At 63.6% G+C, this 19,804-nt stretch carries 18 protein-coding genes; 4 read left to right on the top strand and 14 right to left on the bottom strand.

Features of this window, described 5'->3' with window-relative positions:
• Window positions 1-16: 16 nt before the first annotated feature.
• The 3 genes from ACP7EG_RS26350 to ACP7EG_RS26340 all read right to left on the bottom strand — a co-directional run bounded on the left by ACP7EG_RS26350 (window position 17) and on the right by ACP7EG_RS26340 (window position 3,441).
• Window positions 17-1,540, bottom strand: a complete 1,524-nt coding sequence (locus tag ACP7EG_RS26350; RefSeq protein WP_426090031.1) for an MFS transporter — start codon at window positions 1,538-1,540, stop codon at window positions 17-19.
• A gap of 190 nt (window positions 1,541-1,730) precedes the next feature.
• The gene (locus ACP7EG_RS26345) at window positions 1,731-2,666 is read right to left on the bottom strand and encodes a LysR family transcriptional regulator (protein ID WP_426090030.1); all 936 of its coding nucleotides are present in this window, start codon (window positions 2,664-2,666) and stop codon (window positions 1,731-1,733) included.
• A gap of 76 nt (window positions 2,667-2,742) precedes the next feature.
• Window positions 2,743-3,441 carry a UPF0149 family protein gene (locus ACP7EG_RS26340; RefSeq protein WP_071078834.1) on the bottom strand — a complete coding sequence of 233 codons (699 nt, stop codon included), beginning with the start codon at window positions 3,439-3,441 and terminating at the stop codon, window positions 2,743-2,745.
• A 103-nt stretch (window positions 3,442-3,544) separates the two neighbouring features.
• Here ACP7EG_RS26340 and ACP7EG_RS26335 point away from each other — a divergent pair, with 103 nt between their 5' ends.
• Window positions 3,545-4,558: a serine/threonine protein kinase gene (locus ACP7EG_RS26335; protein ID WP_426090029.1), complete on the top strand. Its 1,014-nt coding sequence runs from the start codon at window positions 3,545-3,547 to the stop codon at window positions 4,556-4,558.
• 232 nt (window positions 4,559-4,790) lie between these two features.
• A complete protein-coding gene (locus ACP7EG_RS26330; protein WP_426090028.1) occupies window positions 4,791-7,226 on the top strand; it encodes a hypothetical protein in 2,436 nt (811 codons plus the stop codon).
• Between the two features lie 40 nt (window positions 7,227-7,266).
• On the opposite strand, the gene ACP7EG_RS26325 is transcribed toward ACP7EG_RS26330, so the two are convergent.
• The 11 genes from ACP7EG_RS26325 to ACP7EG_RS26275 all read right to left on the bottom strand — a co-directional run bounded on the left by ACP7EG_RS26325 (window position 7,267) and on the right by ACP7EG_RS26275 (window position 17,733).
• The gene (locus tag ACP7EG_RS26325; RefSeq protein ID WP_426090027.1) at window positions 7,267-8,220 is read right to left on the bottom strand and encodes a hypothetical protein; all 954 of its coding nucleotides are present in this window, start codon (window positions 8,218-8,220) and stop codon (window positions 7,267-7,269) included.
• 236 nt (window positions 8,221-8,456) lie between these two features.
• Complete coding sequence (locus ACP7EG_RS26320; protein WP_096234439.1) at window positions 8,457-8,831, bottom strand: hypothetical protein; 375 nt, start codon at window positions 8,829-8,831, stop codon at window positions 8,457-8,459.
• A 33-nt stretch (window positions 8,832-8,864) separates the two neighbouring features.
• Window positions 8,865-10,091, bottom strand: coding sequence for a TerD family protein (locus tag ACP7EG_RS26315; protein ID WP_426090026.1), 1,227 nt, complete (start codon window positions 10,089-10,091; stop codon window positions 8,865-8,867).
• Entirely contained in the window at window positions 10,088-11,074 is a 987-nt protein-coding gene (locus tag ACP7EG_RS26310; RefSeq protein ID WP_426090025.1) for an HpcH/HpaI aldolase/citrate lyase family protein, read from the bottom strand. Before ACP7EG_RS26310 ends, ACP7EG_RS26315 begins: the two co-directional genes overlap by 4 nt.
• Window positions 11,067-12,173, bottom strand: a complete 1,107-nt coding sequence (locus ACP7EG_RS26305) for a cysteine protease StiP family protein (protein ID WP_426090024.1) — start codon at window positions 12,171-12,173, stop codon at window positions 11,067-11,069. The genes ACP7EG_RS26310 and ACP7EG_RS26305 overlap by 8 nt, the downstream gene beginning before the upstream one ends.
• Window positions 12,170-12,922 carry an HAD family hydrolase gene (locus tag ACP7EG_RS26300; RefSeq protein ID WP_282409623.1) on the bottom strand — a complete coding sequence of 251 codons (753 nt, stop codon included), beginning with the start codon at window positions 12,920-12,922 and terminating at the stop codon, window positions 12,170-12,172. The genes ACP7EG_RS26305 and ACP7EG_RS26300 overlap by 4 nt, the downstream gene beginning before the upstream one ends.
• The gene (locus ACP7EG_RS26295; RefSeq protein ID WP_426090023.1) at window positions 12,900-14,063 is read right to left on the bottom strand and encodes a phosphoribosyltransferase domain-containing protein; all 1,164 of its coding nucleotides are present in this window, start codon (window positions 14,061-14,063) and stop codon (window positions 12,900-12,902) included. The genes ACP7EG_RS26300 and ACP7EG_RS26295 overlap by 23 nt, the downstream gene beginning before the upstream one ends.
• On the bottom strand, window positions 14,060-15,049 hold the full coding sequence (locus ACP7EG_RS26290) for an ATP-grasp domain-containing protein (RefSeq protein ID WP_426090022.1): 990 nt from the start codon (window positions 15,047-15,049) through the stop codon (window positions 14,060-14,062). The genes ACP7EG_RS26295 and ACP7EG_RS26290 overlap by 4 nt, the downstream gene beginning before the upstream one ends.
• 144 nt (window positions 15,050-15,193) lie before the next feature.
• On the bottom strand, window positions 15,194-15,910 hold the full coding sequence (locus ACP7EG_RS26285; RefSeq protein ID WP_035826041.1) for a TIGR00266 family protein: 717 nt from the start codon (window positions 15,908-15,910) through the stop codon (window positions 15,194-15,196).
• 64 nt (window positions 15,911-15,974) lie between these two features.
• Window positions 15,975-16,550, bottom strand: a complete 576-nt coding sequence (locus ACP7EG_RS26280; RefSeq protein ID WP_096234446.1) for a TerD family protein — start codon at window positions 16,548-16,550, stop codon at window positions 15,975-15,977.
• A 100-nt stretch (window positions 16,551-16,650) separates the two neighbouring features.
• Window positions 16,651-17,733, bottom strand: coding sequence for a DUF475 domain-containing protein (locus ACP7EG_RS26275; protein WP_426090021.1), 1,083 nt, complete (start codon window positions 17,731-17,733; stop codon window positions 16,651-16,653).
• A 234-nt stretch (window positions 17,734-17,967) separates the two neighbouring features.
• Between ACP7EG_RS26275 and ACP7EG_RS26270 the strand changes: the two genes are divergently transcribed.
• Both ACP7EG_RS26270 and ACP7EG_RS26265 read left to right on the top strand, forming a co-directional pair.
• Window positions 17,968-18,393 carry a divergent PAP2 family protein gene (locus tag ACP7EG_RS26270; RefSeq protein WP_071078753.1) on the top strand — a complete coding sequence of 142 codons (426 nt, stop codon included), beginning with the start codon at window positions 17,968-17,970 and terminating at the stop codon, window positions 18,391-18,393.
• A gap of 238 nt (window positions 18,394-18,631) precedes the next feature.
• Complete coding sequence (locus ACP7EG_RS26265; RefSeq protein ID WP_426090020.1) at window positions 18,632-19,804, top strand: efflux RND transporter periplasmic adaptor subunit; 1,173 nt, start codon at window positions 18,632-18,634, stop codon at window positions 19,802-19,804.

The raw sequence follows: 19,804 nt of genomic DNA, 5'->3' as shown, positions 1-19,804 counted from the left end.
TTTCGTGAAGTAAAAGTCAGGCGGCGCGCGGCGGATAGACGCGCGTCGGCAGGATGGGAATGATCACAATCATGGTCAGCGCGATGGCGGCCACCGTGAGGTACAGGTCGGACGAGGTCAGGGTGACGACTTGCGCATGCATGCGCTGTGCCAATCCTCCCATGTCCACGCCGGTCGGCAGGTTGCCCAGGCGTTCGCTCAGCACCGTCGAATGAAAATGGTTACGGCGCGTGATCAGCGCATCGAGCACGCCGGTGGCGACGACGGCCGACATGCCCTTGATAGTGTTGAACCAGGCCGAGGCGAAAGGGCCATCCTGCGGCGCCAGGCCCGTGGTGGCCAGCAGCAGCAAGGGAATCACGGCCATCGGTTGCGCAAAAATCTGCACCGCTTGCAGCAGGTAGAAATGCGTGCGGATCCAGTCCGGCGACATGCGCGCACCGAGCACGCAGGACAGGGCCAGCAGGGCCAGGCCGATGGCCAGCACCCAGCGGCAGTCGACGGCGCGCAGATTGCACAGGGCGGCCACCAGCGGCAGGGCGATCAACTGCGGCAGCGCCACCATCAGCATCACGGGCGCCGTTTGCAGCGGGCGGTAGGCATGCACCTGCGCCAGGTAGGACGAGGGGATCAGGATCACGGCCAGCAGCACGAACAGCACGCCGCCCAGGGTCAGCAGGGCGTGGCTGAGGTTGCGCCGCGACAGCAGTTGCAGTTTGAAGAACGGCAGCGGATGCGACCATTCGTTGATGAAGAACAGCACCAGCAGCAATAGACCGCCGCCCAGCAGCACGCAGATCAGCGGCGAATGGAACCAGTTCAGGCGCTCGCCCTGCAGCATGCCGATGACCAGCATGCTGATGGCGGGCAGGCCAAGCAGCAGGCCGCGCCAGTCGAACTGGCGCAAGCGCTCCAGGCGCAGCGGGTCTTGCGGCAAGCCCCAGGACACCATCAGCAGGGCGACGATGCTGCCCGGGACGACTTGCCAGAAGGCCCATTGCCAGCCCAGGTACTCGGTCCAGAAGGCGGCCAGCGGCGTGCCCAGGCTGGGACCGAAGGTGGCGCTCAGCGCATAGCCGCCCAGGCCATACAACTTGATGTTCGGCGGCAGGAAGCGTAGCGCCACCGTCATCAGCATGGGCGGCAGGGCGCCACCGGCCGCGCCCTGCACCACGCGCAGGAACATCAGCACGGAGAGGTTCGGCGCGAACGGGCATAGCAGACCTGCGGCCATGCAGACGATGATGGCGCTGGCCGTCAGCCGGCGCAGCGAGAAGGTGACGGAACACCATGGCGCAAACGCCATGGCCGACACCGAGGCGGCCGCGTACAGGGCCACGAGCCAGCTGGCGTCGTCGCGCGCGATGCCCATGGCGCCGCGGATGTCGGCCAGCGCGACCTTGGTGATGTTTTCATTCAGGCCGGACACCAGCACGGCTAGCAGCACGCCGGCCAGGCCCGTGGCCAGGCGCAGGCCGAAAATGGGAGGTGCGGGTGGCGCGGCCGCAGGGGCGGCGCCGGGAAGGGGTGCAGCGGACACAGGGAACTCCGTGGATGAGGATCAGTCCACGCAGTATAGGTAGCGCTAAATATGATGAAAATTGATCATTGATGAAGTCTGAGTTGCGTCAGACGCAATGATGATGGGGGGCGGACCCTATGGGTCTGACCCCGGTCTTTGTCGTTGGGTTTGGCGTCTGGCGGGTGAGTTCAAATCAAACTCCCCCAAATCAAATGCCGGGGGCAGACCCGCAAGGGTCTGACCCCGTGCACAAGTCCTTGATCATGCGGCGCAGCCAGCGGTGCGCATGGTCGTGGTCCAGACGCGGGTGCCAGGCCTGGAATACTTCCACGCTGTCGACGGGAATCGGCAGCTGGAAGGTGCGCAGTCTCAAGCCCAGGCGCTCGACGATGGGCAGCAGGGGTGTGGGCATCAGCGGCAGCAGCAGGCGCGAATCGGCCACGGCGAAGATGGCGGACTGGAAGTTGGGGCTGATCAGCGACACCCGGCGCATGTAACCCCGTTCGGCCAGGGCCGTATCGAAGGGACCGCGCGCCAGGCCGCGCCGCGAGACGCTGATATGTTCGTATTCTGTAAAGCTGTCGAGGTTGATGGGGCCGTCGAAGATCGGGTGGTCGCTGCGGGCGATGCCGACAAAGGAACTGGTAAACAGCTGCTGCAGCTTGATGTCGGGCGCAAAGGCGCGCCGCGCGCTGATGTACAGGTCGATGCGGCCCGCGTGCAGGGCGTCGTTTTCCGTGGCGCCATCGCCTTCGGGCACGAAGCGCAGCACCGTGTGCGGCGCATGGATGGCCAGCAGGTCGCGCAGCTTGCCGCCATACGCGCCGACAAACACGTCGTTGGCGCACAGGCTGAAAGTGCGTTCCAGGGTGCGCAGGTCGATTTCACGGCCGGAGGTGAAGATGGCGTGCGCCTGCTCCACCACGCCGCGCACCTGCTCGCGCAATTCCAGCGCGCGCGGAGTAGGCGCCAGGCCGCGCCCGGAGCGCACGAAGACGGGGTCGCCGATGGCGTCGCGGATGCGCGCCAGGGTGCGGCTCATGGCCGGCGCGCTCAGATGCATGCGCCGCGCAGCGGCCACGGCGCTGCCTTCCTCGAGCAGGATGTCGAGGGCGACGAGCAGGTTCAGGTCAGGGAGTTTCATGCGGCGATTATAGCCCGGGGGCCAGCGCCAGCGCTGCGCCGGCAGGACGCCGGCGCAGAGGGATGCTACTGCGGTATTACTCGGCTGCCGGCTCGGCGCCGCAGCATTTCTTGAACTTCTTGCCGCTGCCGCAAGGGCAGTCGTCGTTGCGGCCCACTTTCGGCTCTTCGCGCTTCATGGTTTGCACCGGTGCCTTGCGGCGCGGTACCCAGAAACGGTGGATGGCCGGCAGGTTCGCTTCCAGTTCCTGCGCCAGCTTGTGCGCCTTGACCGGGTCTTCCACCAGTTTCAGTTCTTCTTCCTTGATTTCGTCGGCGCCCAGCAGGTAGATCGGCTGCATCAGCTCGGCCACTTCGGAATCCCAGATTTCACTCCACGAGCCAGGACGCAGTTCCATGCCGTCCCAGAAGCCCCAGCACCAGGCTTCGGCGTCGATCAGGGTCTGGCCTTCGTAGTCGTGCTCGACGAACAGGGCTTCGAATTCCTTCGGCGCCACTTCAAACGTCACCAGCACTTCGTTCATGAAGCGCATGATCAGGTTGACGATGCGTTCTTCTTCCTTGCTGTTCTTGAATTTCGGTGCATCTTCGGCATCTTCGCCCCACACGCGCGGCAACCACTCGGCCGGCATGATCGGTTCCGGTCCGATGGCGACGGCCGTCAGATAGCCGTGCAGCATATCCATGGTCATCGCGTCTTCGGAGCAGCGCTCCGACAACAGGAATTGGTCTAGTTCGTCGAATTCTTTTTCTGATAATGGCTGTTCGAGTTGCATGGCTTGCTCTTTGATTGAATGTAAGGCGCCAGTATACGCCTTGCGGCGCATCATCACCGAAGTGTTTGCACCGGCGGCCCGCGTGCGCCTTACAATGTCGCTTATGCACAATGAAAACCAGCCGCACGAGGACGACCGGCCCGTCCATCCCTTTTCCGCCCTGAGCCCAGATTGCGTGCTCGATGCCCTCGACAGCGTTGGGCTGCGCGGCGATGGCCGCCTGCTGGCGCTCAACAGCTACGAAAACCGCGTCTACCAGGTGGGCATCGAAGACAGCGCCCCGCTGGTGGCCAAGTTTTACCGTCCCGCACGCTGGAGCGATGCGGCCATCCTGGAAGAACACGCGTTCGTGTCCGAGCTGGTCGAGCGCGAAATCCAGGTAGTGCCGGCGCTGGAGATCCATGGCGGCACCTTGCACCAGTACCAGGGCTTCCGCTTTGCCGTCTTCCCCCGCCACGGCGGCCGCGCGCCCGAGCTGGATGACCCGGCCACCCTGGAATGGATAGGGCGCTTCATCGGCCGCATCCACGCCGTCGGTGGGTTGTCCACCTACCAGGAACGGCCGGCACTCGATCACCAGACGTTTGGCGTCGAGCCGCGCGAGTTCTTGCTGGAGGGCAATTTCCTGCCGCCAGAACTGCTGGCCGCGTATTCCAGCGTGGCGCAGCAGGCGCTCGATGGCGTCAAGCGCTGCTATGACCGCGCGGGCGACGTCGCCGTGCTGCGCACGCATGGCGATTGCCATGGCGGCAACGTGCTGTGGACGGATGCCGGCCCCCATTTCGTCGATTTCGACGATAGCCGCATGGGCCCGGCCATCCAGGACCTGTGGATGATGCTGTCGGGCGAACGGGGCGACCAGGTGCGCCAGATGAGCGACATCTTGGCCGGCTACGAAGATTTTTGCGATTTTGACCCGCGCCAGCTGTACCTGGTTGAAGCGCTGCGCACGCTGCGCCTGATCCATTATTCGGCCTGGCTGGCGCGCCGCTGGGACGACCCCGCCTTCCCCGTCGCCTTCCCGTGGTTTAACACGCAGCGCTATTGGCAGGATCGCATCCTTGAGCTCAGGGAGCAGGTGGCGCTTATGGATGAAGCGCCGCTCTGGCCAATTTAAGCGTCCGATAAAAAGCCCATGGCGGCGTTGCATTGCCTAGGCGTACTATTCGTACTGCCTTCGGCAATGCGCCTTGCCCTGAGCATTTTCTCGGACGCTTAAATCCCTGGCAAATCATGAAAAGAGCGGTAAAACAGGCTCTTCTTGCCGTGCTGATTTGCCTGCGCTTACTCGATAATGGTGTTAATAAATTCCCATAAGCAAAAGAATTCACCCGAATAAGCGAGAAATCATGCAAGCACAGCAAAATCCGCGCCAGGCCGCCTCCCTCACCGTCGCGTATTCCGCCGACGATGAGTTCGACCAGGACAGCATGGTCTCGCTGCATGATTTCAAGGACCTGGAGCGCAAGGCGGAAGCACCGGCCGTCGCCATCACACCCGAATTGCACGCCGAACCGCAAGCCGAGCCGGCAACTGACACCGACAGCAAGGCGCCTGCCGCCGAACGCCAGAAAATGGAATTGAAGGCCATCCACGAGGCGATTGCCCGCGTGGAAGCGGAAGCGAAGGCCACCTGCGCTGCCGAAAGCCGCGCGCTGGCCGAGGCGCGCGTGCGCTCGCTGGCCGAGGACCGCGCCGCCATCGACGCGGCAGCAGCCGCCGCCGCACAGCAAAATGCGCAGGCAGCCGAAGAAGCGATTGCCGCCAACCGCGAACGTCTCGATACCATGCGCGCCGCCGCGCAGGCCAGCGTGGCCCGTCTGGAAGCGGTCAAGCAGGAGACGGCCGAACTGCGCGCCCGCGTGGAGTCCGACAATGCCATCCGCCTGGCCGCCGAACAGCGTTCGCGCGCCGAACAGGAAAGCCGCTTGCGCGCCTGCGAGCAAGTGGCCGTGCAGTCGGAACTGGCCGAACAGGCAGCCCGCGCCGCCGAAGAATTGCAGGTGCAGACGGAGCAGGCACGCCTGCAAGCCGTCGAGCGCGTCGCCGCCGTGCAGGCGGCCAAGGAAGAAATGGTGGGCATCGCCTCGGCCGACGCCAGAGTCGCCGTGCTGGCGCGTGAACGCGAGCGCCATGCGCACGGTGCGCGCCAGACGGCGCAGATGCTGGCCGAAGCGGAAAGCGAGGCGCTGGACTTGACGGTGCAGCGCGAGCGCGCCGACCAGATCGCGCTGGAATCGGCCTTCAACCGCGCTGCCGCCGAAGTGCGTGCCCTGGAAGAAGCGCGCGCGCTGGCGCACCTGGAGCAGGAACGCGAAGCCATCGCCCTGGCGCAGGCGGAATCGGAACGCCATGCGGCACAGTCCCTGCGTTTGCGCCTGCAGACGGAAAAGGAATTGCGCGACGCGGCCATCCACCGCGAGCGCCTGGAAATGGTCGCCGTGGCCAGCGCGCAGGCGCGCCGCGATGCCGACGTGCGCATCCTGGCCGCGACCGAGGCGCGGATCGAGGTGGACCGCCAGCTGCGCGCCGTGGCGCTGGCCCGCGTAGCGGCCGAACAGGATGCGGAAATCGCCGGCCATGCCAAGCTGGAAGCGGAAACGGCCGCACTGGAACAGACCAAGGTGCGCGAAGCGGCCGAGCAGGCAGCCGCCGTGGCAGCGGCGCGCGAACTGGAAGAGCAGCAGCGCGCCGCCAGCCTGGCGCACGAACGCGCCGAACTGGCGCGCCAGGCGTCGGAACTGGCCGCCAGCCAGAATGACGCCGAGCAGGCCGAGGTCGATGCCGTCAAGGCGACATTGGCTGCACAGGCGCAGGCGTCGCAACTGGCGCAGGAAAAAGCCCGGCAGGCAGAGCAACTGCTGCAAGCCGAGCAGGAGCGCCTGGCCGCCGAACAAGCAGCCCTGGCCGCCCTGAAAGAAAAACTCGAAGCGGAAGCGCTGGCGTTCAACGCAGCGCAGGAACGCATCGCCGCAGAAGACGCGCAAGCCGAACTGCTGCGCGGCCAGCACGCTGCCGAACAGGTCTTGCGGGAAGCGGTGCAAAAGGAAGCCGACGCCATTCGCATCCTGATGGACCAGGCGCTGGTCGAAGGCGAGCAGAAAGCCGCTGCCGCGCAAGCGGTGCAGGCGCAGGCGCGCCTGGCCGTGGAACTGGGACAAGTGCATAGCGAGCGCGCCCGCGTGGAAGAAGACAAGGCGCAAGCGGCCGACGCGCTGCTGGCGTCCGAGCGCGATTTCGTCGCGGCCGAACGCGAGTCGCTGGCCTTGATCGCGCAAAAACTGATGCAGCAACGCCAGACCAGCGGTGCCGAAGAGCGCGCCTCGCAAGCCATCGCCGGCCGCCTGGAAGCGGAAAAGCAGGCGACGGCGGCCGCTGAAACGCGCGCCGCCATGGAACAGCAAACGCTCGACGCCATGCGTCAGCGCGAGCAGCTGGAACGGGCCGCGCAGCAGGCGGCCAGCGAGAAACTCGACGCGCAGCAAGCCTTGCTGGCCAGCGCCCAGGCCCATGCGGCCCTGCAGCGCAAGGCCGCAGAGACTACGCGCGCGATGGCCGCCGCCAGGCAGCAGTTGCTGGAACTGGACACGGCCCGCGCGCAGCAGCAAGAGCGTGAACTGGCCGCCCTGCGCGCCAGCCTGGAGCAACCGCAAACGGTCTTTTCCAACTCATTGAGCGCCGCCCGCGCAAAAGCCGAGCAAGTCAGCTCGGCCAGTTTGACGCGCGAAGTGATCGAGCGCTTGACGCAGCCTAACGAAGCTGGCGCCGTCTGGCGTTCGCGCTAGGCAGGATACGAAACCAGTCCCACCGGGACTGGTTTCGCCATCAGAACTTCCGTCCTACCCCTACCAAAATCACATCCGCATCGCGGTGATAATCGGTGATGACCCGGTTCCACGCCACTTGCGCCACCCAGCGGCGGTCGACGTGGTAGCGGGCCGTGGCCGACAGCAAGCCTGTCAGGCGCGTGCTGTGGCCCTGGGTATCTCGCCCGTCCCACGCCAGGTAGGGACCGCCACCCATGCCGAATTCCACCTTTTCATTGAGTGAACGGATCAGCCACAGCTGGGCGGCCACGCCGCGCCGGTGCGCCAGGTCGGCATTGCCTTCATCGAGGGCGGTGACCGTCCAGTCCACGTATTTTCCCGCCGCGCGCCGGTATTCCAGCGTGAACGGGCGCGCGCTTTCCGAGCGCAAGCTGTTGACGATGGTGTGGCCCGTCGAGAGTGTCAATGTGTCGTCGTGGGCCCAGTTCTGCAAGTGCAGCTTGGCGCCCGGCACGCCATCATAGCGGTAGCCGGCGCCGATCAGCAGGTGCGTGGTGTTGTCCTTGCCGCTGGGGCGGATGCGGTTGATTTGCGCTTGCGCATACCAGCGATTGTCGAATTGCCAGCGCGCCTGCAGGCTGACGATGGAACCCCAGCCGTGGTCGTTGTCGAAGTTGTGCAGGCCGTCGTCGGTCCTGGCCGTGTCGAAGAAGAAGTAGCGGCCCACGCCGGCGCCCAGCATCAGGCCCTGCTCCACTTTTTTTGTGCGCAGCCAGAACTGGCCCGCCATGCCGTCGCGGTGATGGTCTTCCGGGTGGCCTTCGTTGATATACGACAGGCTGACGGCGTTGTAGTTTCCCACCGGCTGCGTGTAACTGACGGCGGCCACAAAGGTGCGCTCATTGGTCGAACTGACTTTCAGGGCGCCGGCCATGCCGGAGATATCCTGTGCCGGGGCGGACAGGGGGAGCGAGGCGGCCAGCAAGGCCAAGGCGGCGGGGCGTATGCGCATGAAATTTCCGGTGATGATGCAGGCTGAAGGTTGGCTGGCTGGGCATCATGCGATGGCGCAATCATCACGCACATTTACTACATTAGTAAAATGTCTCAGTCAGAACTAATTGTCCTAGTGTATAAGAAAGTGAGAATGTGTGCGGCGCGCCAATGATGCGGCGGGAGGGGAGGCGCCGGCCTGGAAGGGCTGGCCGGCGCGATGCTGCTGGACTTGCGGTCGTATTACTGTCTCTATTACTGGCTCAATACGACTTTGTCGGCAAAATATTCCGTCTCGCCGAAGCATTGCGTCGGCACGCCCTTGTGCTGGCTGTAGGTGACGAGGATGCGCTTGCCGGCAGCGGCCGACAGTTGCTTCGCCACTTCCTCGTCGCGCACGCTGAACTGGAATTTTTCCGGGATGGTGCCCGGCAGCGCCGTCAGCAGCAATTCACCCTCCCATGTCTTGCAGATCCAGCCCCGCTTGGAGAACTTTTGCAGGTAGCCCGCCCGTTCGCCTTCCGAGTACGAGAAGCTGAGGGCCATCCAGGTGTAGGCGGCCAGCAGCAGGAAGCCGGCCACGAGGAAGATGACGAAGGCGAAGGTGACTTTTTTGGTCGTAGGGGTCATGGTTGGGGGTGAATTGTTTAGTTGGAGAAAGAGTTAGTCTTTCCGTCCGGCTTTCCAGTTGAGGCCAAAGTTGTAGCGCTCGTCCATGGCCTGGTGCGCCGTGATTTTACCTTGGCCGCCGAAGTATTCCACCAATTTTGTCACCTGCAGGTTGCCGCCGTGGTTTTCCAGCATGGCGATGGCGCACATGGCGTGCTGGCTGTCGCTGTCGAGGCGTACTTCCACGGTCGGCTGACCGGGAATTTCGATCGTCACGACGCCATCCGTGGCGGCCCAATTTGGCACGCCTTCGTAGATGAAGGCGTAGACGAGCACGCGCTTGATCTGGTCGAAATGGGTGCCGTTGATGAAGATGTTTTCACCGCTGCTGATGCTGCCCGTGCGGTCGTCGCCTTCCAGGTGGATGTACGGCGGCCTGTCATAGGCGCCCCAGCTGTTGCCCAAGGCTTGCACGGCGCTCTTGCTGCCATTGCTCATTTCGAACAGGCAGCCGATATCGAGGTCGATGCCGCCCGAACGGCTGGCCGGCTTGTTGAACAGCTTGCCGAGGAAGCCCGTGTCCAGCTTCGAGGCGGGCGCCTGGCCTTGCGCGGCGTTCTGGTTCCAGTTCAGGTTGACCTTGATGCGGCCATAGCCGCCGCTGTCGCGCTTGTCGAGCGAAATCTTGTCGCCGCGTTTTTCCAGGCGGATTTTCGACAGCGAGATTTTATTCGCCGCTGGCGGTGCCGCGGGAGCCGGCGCAGGGGAAGACGAAGCCGCCTCGCTGCCGCCAAAGTGCTTCAGCAGCGCCGCCAGGCCGCCCGCAAAGCCCTGGCCCACGGCGCCGAAGCGCCAGCTGCCGTCGCGGCGATACAGTTCGCCGATGATGACGGCTTTCTCGTCCTGGAAGTCATTGCCCGTGAACGCGAAGGTGGCCGCCTGGCCCAACGCCATGCTGGAATTGCCCAGCGCGCGCATGCTGCCCTGTTCCGTCGCCGCCGTGAAGACCAGCTTGTCGATCGAGGCGGGCAGACGGGCCAGATCCACCTGGAAGGTGGAACGGGGGCCGTTCAAGTCCACCGTGATGGCGTTGTCCGGCGCGCTTTTCTGGTTGAAGAACACCATGTAGCGGTCGTCCGACAGCTTGCCGGCCGCATCGACGCCGAAGCAGCTGACGTCCACTTCCATCGAGCCCGAAACGATATCGAGCGTGACGGCAAACGGGCCATTCAAACCCAGGTCAGCCAGTTTGCCTTTTTGTCCGCGTGTGAAATTGGTCATGGTCGTGCAATCCCTTCGTCGCTTGAGAGTTGAGTCAATGAGGTAGTCGGAACGTGCGCCGGTGCCGCGTCGGCAGCATGGCGGATGCCGAACAGGCGCGCCTGTTCGATGATGCGCTGCGCCCAGCTGCTGTGTGTGGCCACTTCGCACATCGATTCCTGCATGCGGAACACGGCCGGGCTATCCGGGTCGATGATGCGCAATGCCAGTTCGATGTCCGACTGCGCCACCTGGTAATGGCGCTCGATCTGCGGCACTTGGTCCGGGTGGATGGCCGTCTTGGCGATCATGCCGTGCGCCATGTCTTGCGCCACTTCGGCGTCGAGCCAGCTGCCCTGCGACAGGTGCTCGAAGACGGGCGCCGTCAGCTGGAAGCCGTGCGGCTTGAAAATGGTGACCAGGCGGCCGATGACCTGGCCCAGCGGGGTCTGGTAAATGGTGCCGCTGGTGGGGCGGCGCAGGCCCAGCAGGGCTAATAAATCGTTGCCGCCGATGCGCAGGGCCAGGATGCGGCGCCGCACTTCCGGCGCCGACAGGATGATGCGGAACTGCTTCATCTCGTCGTCGTCGAATACTTCCGCCGTTTCCAGGGTCGGCATCAGCAGATGGTGCGTGTGGCGCACCAGCTCGAAATACGCGGCGAAGTTGTGGCGCGTGGATTTCGGCAGCACGAAGCCGCTCAATTTCTCGGCGCCGGGCATGCCCAGCACGCGCGCCAGTACCTCGAGATTACGCACGCGCACGAAGCGCAGGGTATCCGATTCGTCGCACATGTTTTGCAGCGCCAGCGACAAATTGAACAGCGCGTAGCTAAGGTCGCGTTCGGCGATGGCGTCTTCGGTGCAAAGAATGACCGAGCGCAAATGGCTGAATTTGTCGCCATTGGCGATCGCCAGCAAGTCCTTGTGCGTGGTTGGCACATACATGGAGGCGCCCAGCGCCGCCTTGTGTTCACTTTGTGGGTGTAGGGAGTTGTTATCCATCGACTGCGCTCCTGATAAGGGCGACCGCCTGGTACGGCAGCGCCGGTTCTACTATGACGGGTATGGCTTTTTCCTGCGCCAGAAGCAGCAAATGTGCCACGTCCGGCGCATTCGTGTCGCGCACGATCAGGCGCTCGGGCACGCGGCGCAGCAGCACGCGCGTCGCTTCGCCGATGCCTGGCTTGATCAGGTTGATGTCGCTGATGCCGTATTCCTGCTGCGCAGCGGCCATGTAGGCTTGCGAGCGCGCCGCCATGGCTGGCGCATCGCTCGCTTCGGCCAGCGGGATGCCGCTGCTGGCGGCAATGGCCATGGCGTCGGCCACCAGGCCGTCGGCGAAATCGCGCGACTGGTCGTGCTGCTCGAACTGCGCGTAGTACACGCAGCCGTGGAAGTCGTCGGGGCCGATGGCTTCATTGAGCACGGAGCGGCTGACCAGGCCCGAGACGGTGGCGTTCAAAATGCTCGACGGGATCAGGTAGTCGCCCGACGACGCGGCGCAGGCGGCCGTGCCGGCCAGGTCGGCCAGCACGAACAGGCCGCCGTCGATCGCCGTGCCATTGGCGGCATTGAAATCATTGACGGTCTGGTGCAATTCGCGTGAAATCACGCCCTTGCCCGTCCAGCCATCGACGAAGACGATGGAGTCGGCCGCATGGCCCTGTGCCAGGATGTGCTTGAGCGCATTCGCGTCGATGCCGCGGTCGCGGATGATGGAGACGGAATAGTGGCTGCATTCGCGCTGGAATACCTGGCGCAGCAAGTGTCCCAGGATGACGCCCACGGGCGTGCCCGCGCGCGCCAGCGACACCAGCGTAATGGCGCCAGTGCGGCGCGCCGCGATCAGCGCTGCCAGGCGCAGACAGTCGCGCGCCATCTGCAGGCGGTTGGCCGCAAATGCGCTCTGGAACAGCGCCAGGTAGGCGGGCGAGGGCAAAGACTCTGGCGACAGCATCTCGCTGTAGTGGCGCTGGCCGGACTGGATCAAGCGCTCTTTTTCGGCCAGGTCGAGGATGGGTTCGAGCGCCATCGGCGTGAGCAGGAACTCCACATCTTCCTGGCGGTAGCTGCCGCTGAAATGCTGCGTGCTGTCGGTCATAGCGCCGCCACCGTGAGTGCCGCCAGCTGGGTGCCGTTGGGGATGATGGCGTAGTCGCAGGCGGCCATGAAGCGCGCGTCCGAACGGCTGTCGCCCATGCCGAAGCTGAGAATGGGGCCATGTTCGGCTTCCAGCTCCGCGCGCAGGTAAGCCACGGCGCGCGCCTTGTTCAGGGTCTTTGGCAGCACGGCGAGGTTGTTGCCGTTGCGGTGGATGAAGTAGTCCGAACCTTCGGTGGCGATCCATTGCTGCAGCACTTGCTCTTCGATGTCGGCCAGGCGTTCGCCGCGCGCTTCATGGTCCTTGACGACGATGTAGAACGGCGTGTTGTAATCCTCGATCAGGCGCGCGCGCGAGGGCATGCCCGTCTTGATCTGGAAGTCGTCGATGATGCGCATGGCGTCCTGCAGGCCGGGCAGCGCCGTCTGCATGTCGCTTTGCATCAGGGCCAGCCAGCCCGCGTCGAGCGCGCCGCCCGGCTGCAGCACGATGCCGCCGTAATCGAGCACGCTGTAGCTGGTAAACGGCAGGTCGACGCGGCGGAACGCGTCGCCATTTCTCGCCGTGGCGGGGATCAGGGTCATGCCGCTTTGGGCGAATTCAAAGAAGGCGCGCTGGCGCGCCGTCGTAAACGAACAGGCGTCGCCATTTTTCAAATAGGCGGCCGCTTGCAGGTCGGTCTCGCCTGGGCATTTTTTCGGGGTCTGGAACAGTGTGTCGTCCAGATCAACAAACAGGAATTTCTTCAATTTTGGTCTCTGACTGAAAGTGGAACAGGCGGCCATTCAACTGGCCGGCGAGTTGCATGAGGGCCGGGCTGGCCGGCGTTTCATGGCAGATGAAAACGTGCTGGTACTGGCCAGGCGCCACGTTGTACAGGTAATTGGCGATGCCTTCGCCGTAATTGTCGTCGCAGTGGACGATATGGCCGACGGAGCCCCACGACAGGATGGGCGAGCGCGTGGTCGATTGCACCACCACGTTCTTGCCCAGGCTTTCCAGCTCGCGCGCGAGCAGGAACGACGGGTGCATGAATTCGCCCGTGCCCAACACCAGCACGGAGTCGCCGGCGCCGATTTCCTGCGCCAGTTGCACGGCAAGACCTTGCGGCGGCGTGAGGGCGCGTCCCACGCCGATGCGCCCGAAGGCGGGGCTGGCGCCGCGTTCCGCATTCGCTTCGAAGCGCTGCGCGCTGGCCGCTATCGGCGCTGGCGTATCGCCGGCCTGGAAGGCGTAGTGGCCGGACAGCGCCGCGCCGACGGTGGTTGGCAGGCCGAAACGCTCACTCAAGCCCGCGTTGGCGGCCTGGCCCATGAAATTGGTGATCACGCCCAGGTGCAGTTTTTCCAGCTGCGGATAGCGCGCGCGGCACACTTGCACCAGGTTGGCGAAGGTGTTGCCGGTCGACGCTTCATCGTCGATCAGCACCAGGCTGCGCGCGGTGGAAAACAGCGCGCTGGCCGCGTCCGACAAGTGCAGGAACTGGCGTGGCGCGTGGCTGTGCGATTCCTCGAATTCGAAGAAGGGCACCGTGCCCACGCGGTAGCGCGAGCTGTGCAAAAACAGCGCTTTGCAGGAAGAGCCGGGATTGGCGCGCAGCCAGGCTTCGAACACGCCCTGGCCCAGGCCGACGGCCGTTTCCGCCATGGCGATGAAGACCACGGGGCCGGGCAGGCTGGGGGGGATTTGTGCGGCCAGGTCGTCGTGGATGGCTTGCATGGCGCGCGGCGTGACGGGCCAGTGCTTGCCCAGCACTTTTGAAAGGAACAGGAAGCCGCGCTTGGCGTTGGCGCGCGCGGCAAAGCCGATCAGCCAGTCCAGCGGAAAGCGCGCCTCGTCCACCTTCAGGGTCAGCTCGCCCGTGGGCATCTGCTTCTTGACGCTGTTCATGGCAGCTCCACGGCGTAGGCGGCTTCGCCCACGCGCATGCCTTCGTGGATGGCGGGCACGCTGAGCTTGTCAAAGCCCTGGTCGAAGCCGGCCAGCGCCAGGTAGGGCAGGTTGGGACCCGCCGCGCACGCCATGCCGATGCCGCCCGACATGCGCGGGTTGATCTCCAACAAGGCCAGGCCATTCGCGCCTTCGCGGAACTGGATGTTGAACACGCCATTGAGGCGGTAGTCGCGCGCCAGTTTGTCGCAGGCTGCCAGCAAGTCGTCGCGCAGTTCGATCAGCTGGCCGCTGCCGCCCCCATGCAGCTTCTTGCGCGGCACGGCGCAAATCAGCTTGCCCTGGTCGGCGACGCAGTCGGCGCTGTATTCGTGGCCATCGAGGTATTCCATCAGCAGCAGGGTCTTGAACGTTTCCATCTGCGCCAGGCCGTTGCGCAGCTCCTGCGCATTGATCTGGTAGGCGGCGCCGGCCAGCAGCAGCTGGGCGCTGCTGCGCTCTTCATCGAGTATGGCAAAGCCCAGGGCATACACGGATTCGGACGGCTTGATGCACAGCTTGCGGTGCAGGGGGCGCAGTTCGGCGTAGGCGGCGTCGTATTGCGCGATGGTGGTCACGGCGCGGTAGTCGGCCGGGCGCGCCATGGGCAGATCGAGGCCGTCGCAGAAGCGTGCCTTGTCGTGCATCAGGTCCAGTACCTCTTCGGTGGCCACGCTGAGCACGCGCGTGCCGAGGGCGGCGAAGCGCGCGCTGGCGCTGCCGATCAGGCCCGCTTCCTTGCCGGGCCAGAAAATCGTGATACCCCGCTCGCGGCAAAACTCCAGGCACCACTCGACATAATTGTGCCCCGTCAGTCCTGACGGTTCGACCGCATATTCGTGGGCCGACAGGAAGGCGGCCGCGTGCGCGTTCGTATTGCTGCACACGATGTGATAGCGGGGCGCGCCGCTTGTGGCGGCCATGTCGGCCTCGCGGATCAAACGCATGGCCGTGCCGACCGAGGAAAATGTTTTGTTGAACCAAACTCTTTGCATGTACGGGGGACCGGGTAAAGAAAGGGGAAGCCGCGCGCAGGTGCGCGCGCGGGCAGTGTAGCCAGAAAAACTTAACCTGGCCTTATAGAGGGGGAATCAGCCGGCTTTGCCGCTGGCCGTCCATTTTAAAAAGGCGTCGCGGTTGCGCGAGCAGATGAAGACCTTGCCCGAGCCGGAAAAGCGCAGCACGATGCCTTCGCCGCTGGTCACGCTGTTGACGATATTGCCGAGGAAGCCGCCGATGCCGCCGCCGCTGGCACCGCCGCCCGTGGTCACGGAAATCTCGTATTTCAGGCTATTGTCCCAGCACACCACGTGGGAATTGTCGATCACGACATCCTTGCCTGGCTCGACGTCGAGCTGGAACATGGAGCCGAAGCCCGACACCACCACTTGCCCCGTGCCGGCCGTCTCCATGACGAAGAAGCCGCCAGACTGGGCGAACAGCGCGTTGCCGATGCTTTGCGTGCGCACCTTCATTTCCGTGCCCGAGGTGGCGGCGACAAAGGCGCCGTCGTTGAGCAGGTACTGGCGCGCGCCCACGTCGACCACTTCGATGGCGCCCGGCAGGGTGGGCGAGAGCAGGCAGTCGCCGCTGCCACGCACCGCTTCGATGTGCTGCTGGAAGAACGATTCGCCATTCGCGAAGCGGCGCATGATGGCGCTGCCCAAGCCGCCCGTCATCTTGCCTTTCAAGTCCAGCGCCGTCTCCATCATCACCATCGCATCCGATTCGCAATAGATGGTTTCGCCCTGCTTCATGCTGACGTGGAGGAAGGGATCTACGTCTCCCGTGACACTAAATACTGGCATGATAAATCTCCAAAAAAAAGCCGCCTGAGTACGTCCAGGCGGCTGTGTTTAGCGCATAAAACGTTTAGGCATTCACACCGAACGAACGGGCCAGAGGGCCCAGGCCGCCGTTGAAGCCCTGGCCGATGGCCTTGAACTTCCATTCGCCGTTGTAGCGGTAGATTTCGCCAAAGATCATCGCCGTTTCCGTCGAGCTGTCTTCGGACAGGTCGTAGCGGGCGATTTCTTTTTCGCCTTCCGCGTTCAGGCAGCGGATGAAGGCTTTCGAGACCATGCCGAAGTTCTGGCGGCGCGCGTCGGCATCGTGAATGGTGACGGTGATGCTGACGCGGTCAATGTCGGCTGGTACGCGCGACAGGTCGATTTCGATGCGCTCATCGTCGCCTTCGCCTTCGCCCGTGGTGTTGTCGCCCGTGTGGACGACGGAACCGTCGGTCGACTTCAGGTTGTTGTAGAAGATAAAGTCAGAGTCGCCACGGACTTTGCCGTCGCTTTTCAGGAGGAAAGCACTACCGTCAAGGTCGAAGGTGGCGCCATCCGTGGAACGAGGATCCCAGCCGAGGCCGACGATGATCTTCTTCAGGTTCGGTGCTTCCTTGCTCAGGTTGACGTTGCCGCCTTTTTGCAAACTGATTGCCATGTGGTGCTCCTTTTAGTGATTTAGCTTAAACATGCCTTCATGGGATGAGCGCCAGGCGCTCGTGCCATTACTCTTTCAATTGGGGGCGCAACCCCCGATTTCAAGCTTGTGCCGCGTGCCGTTTGCGATAACGCAGGGACGACCACAGCGAGACCAGGATGAATGCCACGCCCGACAGGCCCGTGAACCACTCTGGAATATGGTACTTGACGGACGTCAGCATGATCAAGGCCAGGATGCCGATCGCGTAATGGGCGCCGTGCTCGAGGTAGACGAATTCGTCCAGCGTGCCCTTGTGCACCAGGAAGACCGTCATCGAGCGCACGAACATGGCGCCGATGGCCAGGCCCAGCATGATGATGACGACGTCGTTGGTGATGGCAAAGGCGCCGATCACGCCGTCAAAGCTGAACGAGGCATCCAGCACTTCCAGGTACAGAAAACCGCCGATACTGCCGCGCGCCACCGACTTGACCAGGTCGCCATTGCCGCTTTTGGCTGGCGCGGCGCCTTCTTCCGCGTCATCCTGCAAGTCCGGTTCGCCTTCTTCCAGCAAGCCGCTGATCCAGTTCACACCGATGTAGACGGCGATGCCGACGACGCCCGAAGCGAGCACGCTGTATTTTTCTTCCGCAGGGCCCATCGCCACGCAGGCGGCCACGGCGCCCATGGTGATCAGCACGGCCAGGCTTTCGGTGCCCAGCGCATTGACTTTTTCCTCGGCCCAGCCCAGCCAGTGCAATTCTTTTTCATCGTCGAACAGGAAGTTCAGGAACACCAGCAGCAGGAAGGCGCCGCCGAAGGCCGCCACTTGCGCATGGTTGTCCGTCAGGTGCTTGGCATATACATCCGGCGTGGTGGTGGCCATGGTCCAGACGTCGACCAGGCCCAGGCCCGTGGCGACGGATACGATGACCAGCGGGAACAGCAGCCGCATGCCGAAAACGGCCACGAGGATACCGACCGTCAAAAACAGTTTTTGCCAGAATTCATTCCAGTGGCGCAAGACCGAGGCATTCACCACGGCATTGTCGAACGACAGCGACACTTCCATGACGCCCAGCACGCCCGTGATCCACAGGGCATTGATCAGGCCGGGCATGCCGCCATGGCTGTAACCCCACCAGCCCGATACCGCCATCAGGATAAAAGTGACTAAAAAGGAAATTCTGAAATGCCGCATGAGGACCCCGTTGCAAGTATGAAAGACGTTTGATTATCCGCGCCGCTGTGCGCGCCGCGCTCAGTGTTGATATACGTCAATTGTTGTATATGCCATGATTTTATATTAGTTGCCGCCCGGGGCCGCGTTTTATAGTCTGACGCCAGACAGTTCTGCTGGCGTGGATGATCTGCGATAATTGCGGCGCGCCCGTCTCTCCAGACACACTCTATACATATAAAAGAAGGAATACCCGTGGATATCGCTTACCTCGTCACGCCCCTGATCGCCTGGATCCTGGTCGGACCGATCAAATTCCTGATCAACAGTGTCCGCACGCGGCAATGGGCGTTCGGCCTGGTCGGCAATGGCGGCTTTCCCAGCAACCACAGCGCTGTTGTGTCCAGCATGGCAACCCTGATCGCCTTGCGCGAAGGCATCGGCCACCCCGCCTTCGGCGTGGCCGTGACCCTGGCCTTCATCGTCATCATCGACGCCAACAGCCTGCGCCAGCATGTGGGCAAGCAGGCGGCGGCCATCAACCGCCTGGCCGGGGAAGCGGCCAGCGCCGCGCACAAGACCTTGCGCGAGCGCATGGGCCATACCCTGGTGGAAATCGCCGGCGGCCTGTGCACGGGCGTGGCGATCGGTTTCCTGATCAACACCGTTTTTAGCCGCTAAGCTCGCTTCTCCAGAAACGCAAAACCCCGCTTCAAGGCGGGGTTTTGCGTTTCAGGGCGTAAAAACTACGTTTCATCCATTGATTAAAGCATTACAGGAAACCGCCGATTGACATGCCCGGACACGCTCATGGATACTTTGGCGCTTGTGGTTTTAATAAAAATAAATGCCTGCTAACGCCTGCAGCCCTATCCGGGCTGCGGGACCGTCGCGGTGCTATCTATCCGGAGAATTACCCATGTTGCGCAAAACCCTGTTTGTTCTGGCAATCGCTTCTGCCCTGACCGCCTGCGGCAAAGAGTCCAAAGATCCCGGCAAGGGCGGCAAGAATGCCAAGGAACAGGCGGGCGCCGCCGTCAATTTGCTCGTTTCCCCGGAAGACCTGCTGACCATCCAGAGCAATGCGCTGGCGTCGGGTCCCGTCATCACCGGTTCCGTGCAGCCCGAGCGCAACGCGGACTTGCGCGCCGAAGTGTCGGCCGTGGTGATCCAGGTCATGAAGGAAAACGGCGAAGTCGTCAAGCGGGGCGACGTGCTGGTGCGCCTGGATGAAACGTCCATTCGCGACAGCCTCAATTCGGCCGAGGAAGCCAGCCGTGCCTCGGGCCAGGTGCTGGAACAGTCCGAACGCATGTTCCAGCGCATGAAAACCCTGCGCGCCTCGGGCATGACGTCGACGCAGGCGCTGGAAGACGCGGAAATTCGCCGCAATAATGCGCAAAGCGATCTGTCCGCCGCGAAAAGCCGCGCCGCGCAAGCCCGCCAGCAGCTGCAGCGCACCCTCGTGCGTGCGCCGTTCGACGGCATCGTGAGCGAGCGCAAGGTGTCGAATGGCGATACGGCGCAAATCGGCAAGGAATTGATCAAGGTCATCGATCCGACCAGCATGCGTTTGGAGGGCCTGGTGTCGGCCGACAAGATCGGCGTCGTCAAGGTGGGCCAGCCCGTGCTGTTCCGCATCAATGGTTATCCAGGCCAGGATTTCGCGGGCAAGGTGCGCCGCGTCGATCCTGCCGCCAATGCCGTCACGCGCCAGGTGGCCGTGCTGGTCGATTTCAATGACAAGGAACAGCCGAGAGTGGCCGGCCTGTATGCGGAAGGGCGCATCGAGACGGAAACCGTCAGCGCGCTGATGATACCCGACTCGGCTTTGGTCAAGGCGGGCGACGTGACCTACACGTGGAAGGTCAAGGACAAGGCCTTGCATAAAACCAATTTGCGTATCGGCGCGCGCGACGTGCGCACGGGGCAGTGGGAAGTGCAAAGCGGCCTGGCCAGCGGCGACACCGTGCTGCGCACGCCGGGTTCCACCTTCAAGGATGGGCAGAAGGTGGAATTGACGGCAGCCAAGGCCGTGCCAGCCGCCGCCGTGGCCAGCAGCAGCACCGCCGTTGCCGGTAAAGGAAACTAA

Origin of the sequence: Janthinobacterium sp. PSPC1-1, from assembly GCF_049897625.1 — a bacterium.
Classification (GTDB): Bacteria; Pseudomonadota; Gammaproteobacteria; order Burkholderiales; family Burkholderiaceae_D; genus Janthinobacterium; species Janthinobacterium tructae.
Note: the sequence above shows the minus strand (reverse complement) of the source record. Positions and strands in the feature narration are given on the sequence as shown.